Genomic DNA, 4,235 nt, shown 5'->3' on the forward strand with positions numbered 1-4,235 from the left:
TCGAGTTCATCGACCTCGTCCCCAAGTCCGCCGCAGGCAAAATCCTCCGCAAGGACCTCCGCACGCGGGAAACGGCGGGTAAGTAGACCGGGATTCGGCTCGCCAGGAGTGCCAACCTCCGGTGACGGTGAGTGCAGGTGCCGCCCAATCAGCAGCTCGGGCAGCACCTGCACTCCACCCCTCGCGTGAATCGCCCCGTGTGCCTGAGACGTGCGCGTTGTCATGTGACCACCATGACGGCCCCGACGCTACCAGAAAACAGGCCGAATGGTTTGTTTGCCCGAGGCAACGGGCTCGTCCCGACGAAATGCAGGGCAAGCACCACGACCCGATTGGGTGGCGGATGTTTACGCTCAGCGCGCTGCCGCAGGCGCCTCGCTCAACGTCCGGCGAGTGACGAACCTTCGCGGCATCCCCGACAGTGGATCGGTGAATTCCAATTCCCGCGCCAGTAATTGGAGCGGGAGGGAATGATCGTCCGGCGCCTCGGGTAGCAGGTCGGGATACAAGCGATCGCCCAGAATCCCGACGCCGAGCGCTGCCAGATGCACCCGCAACTGGTGCATCCGCCCGGTGTGCGGACGCAGGATCGTGTGCAGCACATATTGCCCGGAGGCGCTCACGCCGCTTCCACGCACCTCGACCACCGTCTCGGCGTTGGGGTCACGGGAGTCGTCGACGACGACCCGAAACGCGCCGCGCCGCGCCGCGATGTGGTTGCGGTAGACGAGGGGAACGGCACGCCCGGCGAGCACCGGTGCATCCGGGTCCCACCCGTGCGGTCGCGTCGACACCGCCTCGTACACCTTCACGACCCGCCGCTTCTCGAACAGCGACTGGTATGCGCCTCGCGTCGCGGGACGGGCCGAGAACATCACCAGGCCGGCGGTCGCGCGGTCGAGTCGATGGATCGGTGTCAGGTCGGGATTGTCGAGGCGGGTCCGCAATCGGACGAGCGCGGACTCACGCAGATATCGCCCGCCCGGGGTGGTCGGAAGGAAGTGTGGTTTGTCGATCACGACGAGGTCGTCGTCGACGTGCAGGATCTCCTGGTGAAACGGCACCGGGTCCTCGACCGGCAGATCGCGGTAGTACCAGACGAACCGGTGCGCGCCCAGCGCCGTGCCGCGACCGATCACACGGCCGTCGGTGCCCACGATCTCTCCGGCGTCGAACCGGCGGTACAGGTCGCCCGCGTCCAGATGGTCGAACTTCGCGACGACATACTCGGCAATCGTCGCCCACGGCCCGGACGTCGGGACGCGCAGCCGCGTCGGTCCGACACCGTCCTTGACGGGCAGCGGCGAGGGCATTGGCACGCGCACATCATCCCACCGGAACGCTGAAGGTCGGCACGGCGTGAATGGCCGAGAGACGCGGTCGCCGGTGAAACGCCTACGATACCGATATGCGGCTGACGAACGTCGCGCACCTGCGCCTTCCGTTCGGCCGACTGCTCGGCTACGACGTGACCGTGGGCAGGCCGGGTCGATCGCTACCCGTGTCCTTCGACCAGCGGCGCCACGTCGGTGCCGGCAACCGAGCCGGATCCTGGATGGCGTTGTCCTTCAGACTGTCCGCGCCGGTTCCGTCGGACGACCTCGCGGCCGCCTGGCTGTCGGTGATCGCGCGGCACGGCACGCTGCGGTCGATCTTCTCGCCCGGCGAGGACGGCGAGCCGCGGCTGCACCAGGTCGAGATCTCCCCCGGCGACTGGGTCGAGCACCCGATCGCCCCCGGACAGGCCGTCAACGATGCGCTCCGTGACGTGCTCGACCAAGCCTGCCCGCCCTACAGTCGCCCGTCGCACCGGCTGTGCGTGCTCGAGACCGCGGCGGGGCCGACCGTGGTGGTCGCCGCGGACCACTCACACGTCGACATGTGGTCGATGCTGGTGATCGCACGGGACCTGCTCACCGCGTTGGCCGCCGTGCAGGACGGTCGGGCGCCGTCGCTGCCGCCCGCACCCGCCTTCGCCGAGCACACCCGCGCCCTGCGGGACCGCCCGGCGGCACCTGGCGAGGTGCACCACCGCTGGGCGGAGGTACTGGCGGCCAGCGGTGACGTGATGCCGCGGTTCCCGCTGCCGCTGGGCGCGGCAACGCTGCAGCAGGAGCGCGTGGAGGTGCGCGACGTGCTCGACGTCGACAACAGCGCCGCGTTCTCGGCGCAGGCCCGCGACGACGGCGTCTCGACCCTGGCACTGGTGGTGGCCGCGATGACCGACGTGACGCGCGAGATGGCCGACACCCCGCTGCGGGCAGTGTTCCCGGTGCACAGCCGGTACGACGCCACCTGGAACGACTCCGTCGGGTGGTTCATCACCAACTCGGTGCTGGAATCGACCGACCCCGATCCCCGGGCCAGCGCAGAGGCGGTCAAGGAGGCCGTCCGGATGGGGTCCTGGCCGTTGGAGGACATACTTCGCCCGTGGGGCGGGATGCCCGAGGCCCCAGGGATGTTCGCGATCTCGTGGCTGGACCTGCGCCGGTTGCCGGTCCGGGTCGACGCCACCGGGCTGGAGGCGCAGTACGTCGGCGCGACCATCCGCACCGACGGCGTGATGCTCTGGTTCATCCTCGACGAGGCCGGGTTGCACCTGCGCTGCCGCTACCCCGACACACCCGAGGCCCGGCGGCACGTCGGTACCTGGCTGGACACACTCATCGCCCGCTTGCAGTCGCGGGCAAGCGAATCCGTCGGCGGGCGGCTCCGGCTCGGCAACCGGGTCTATCGGGTGCAGCGGGCCGGCCGCGCCGATGTGCCGGCGCTGGTCGCCCTGCTGTCCGACGACGAGATCGGCCGCACCCGCGAGGGAGCCGAGATAGCACGCTACGAGGAGGCCTACGACGCGATCGCCCGCGATTCCTCGCACTACCTGGCCGTGGTTCGCGACGAGGACGATCGGATCATCGGCACCATGCAGCTGTCCATCATCCCCGGCTTGTCCCGCGGCGGCACCACCCGCCTCCAGATCGAGGGGGTGCGGGTGGCGGCCACCGAGCGCTCCCACGGTGTCGGAACCGCAATGCTCGAGTGGGCGCACGACCACGGCCGACATCGCGGCGCGACACTCGCACAGGTCACCACCGACCGCGCCCGCGAACAGGCGCACGCGTTCTATACCCGACTCGGATACGACAACAGCCACGTCGGATTCAAGCGGGCACTCTGACGCTGTCGGGCGCCGATTCGACCTCAGCCCCGACAGCCGGGATTCGAGGTCCTTGGGACCCTCGGCACGGTCGAGGAAGGCACCCGCCGTGGCTCAGACAACGAAAGGCTCCTCGGCCGCCAGTCGGGGTCGACAGGGTGCGTCGGTGGTGTCAGCATCGTCGACTTCATCAATCGCGCCTGCGGAATGACTCTCCCCGAGGCGTGCCCGGCGCAGGACCGGTGGTCCGATGACCGCGACCGCGAGTGCCGGCACTGCCGGGATCAGGAGTGCGAGAGTCAATCCGGCGCGGACTACGACAGTGCCGATGAGGACCGGTCCGACAAGCAGTCGATCTACGGATACAGATGCACCTGCCCTTGGTGGTCGATCGAGTACCGGTCGTCATTGTGCTCGTGCTCGATCTGCGGGACAGCGGTGTCGAGTTCAATGTGACGCTTGGCGATCTCGAATCCCGTGTCGGCACGGCGCAGTACGTCTCGCCGCCGACCGTGGAATGCGTCGTCGTGCTCTAGGCGGTTGCGGTTGCCGACGACGAACGCCGGTCTCCCCGGGTTGTCGACTCTCACTACCGGCCCGGTTCGCTCATCGCCCGGCGCCGTAGCCGAGGAGACCGAGCCGTCAAGGAGTCCCGAGCGCTGCGTCTCGAGGCCGCCGACGTACCGAACCCACGGGGCCAAGTTCGCCCGTGGTGGTTCGACACCAGCCTCGGCCGCCCATCTCCCCGCCAGGAATCCTTTGTAAGTCAACAGCTTTCATGACTTCTCCACACGGGGCGGATCAGATACCCCACGCGCCCGCCGCCGCCCGCACTCCTGCGCCGACACTCCCACATCACAAACCGGGGACATACCATCACACCAGGTCACAGCACCATTACACCCGTGCCGATAACAGCAAAATGCCACCAGCAGACCCGCCCGGAAACTCTTCGGACGTGACCTCAGGCACCACACCCACTTGGGCTGTTGCAGACTGCTACAGCGGTGTCGAGAGGAAGGTGCGCGACATGGCAGCCACATCCCCCACTCGAATCGACAACGAGCTCTACGCATCGGCG

The 4,235-nt window shown here is 68.4% G+C and carries 3 protein-coding genes; 1 reads left to right on the forward strand and 2 read right to left on the reverse strand.

Going from position 1 to position 4,235, the window contains the following annotated elements:
• Positions 1-353: 353 nt before the first annotated feature.
• Positions 354-1,313: a pseudouridine synthase gene (locus P3H15_RS53180; protein WP_276144697.1), complete on the reverse strand. Its 960-nt coding sequence runs from the start codon at positions 1,311-1,313 to the stop codon at positions 354-356.
• A gap of 95 nt (positions 1,314-1,408) precedes the next feature.
• Between P3H15_RS53180 and P3H15_RS53185 the strand changes: the two genes are divergently transcribed.
• Complete coding sequence (locus tag P3H15_RS53185) at positions 1,409-3,175, forward strand: GNAT family N-acetyltransferase (protein ID WP_276144695.1); 1,767 nt, start codon at positions 1,409-1,411, stop codon at positions 3,173-3,175.
• A 335-nt stretch (positions 3,176-3,510) separates the two neighbouring features.
• On the opposite strand, the gene P3H15_RS53190 is transcribed toward P3H15_RS53185, so the two are convergent.
• Entirely contained in the window at positions 3,511-3,744 is a 234-nt protein-coding gene (locus tag P3H15_RS53190; protein ID WP_276144696.1) for an aromatic-ring-hydroxylating dioxygenase subunit beta, read from the reverse strand.
• Positions 3,745-4,235 lie beyond the last annotated feature (491 nt).

Source organism: Rhodococcus sp. T2V (assembly GCF_029269925.1).
Classification (GTDB): Bacteria; Actinomycetota; Actinomycetes; order Mycobacteriales; family Mycobacteriaceae; genus Rhodococcus_F; species Rhodococcus_F koreensis.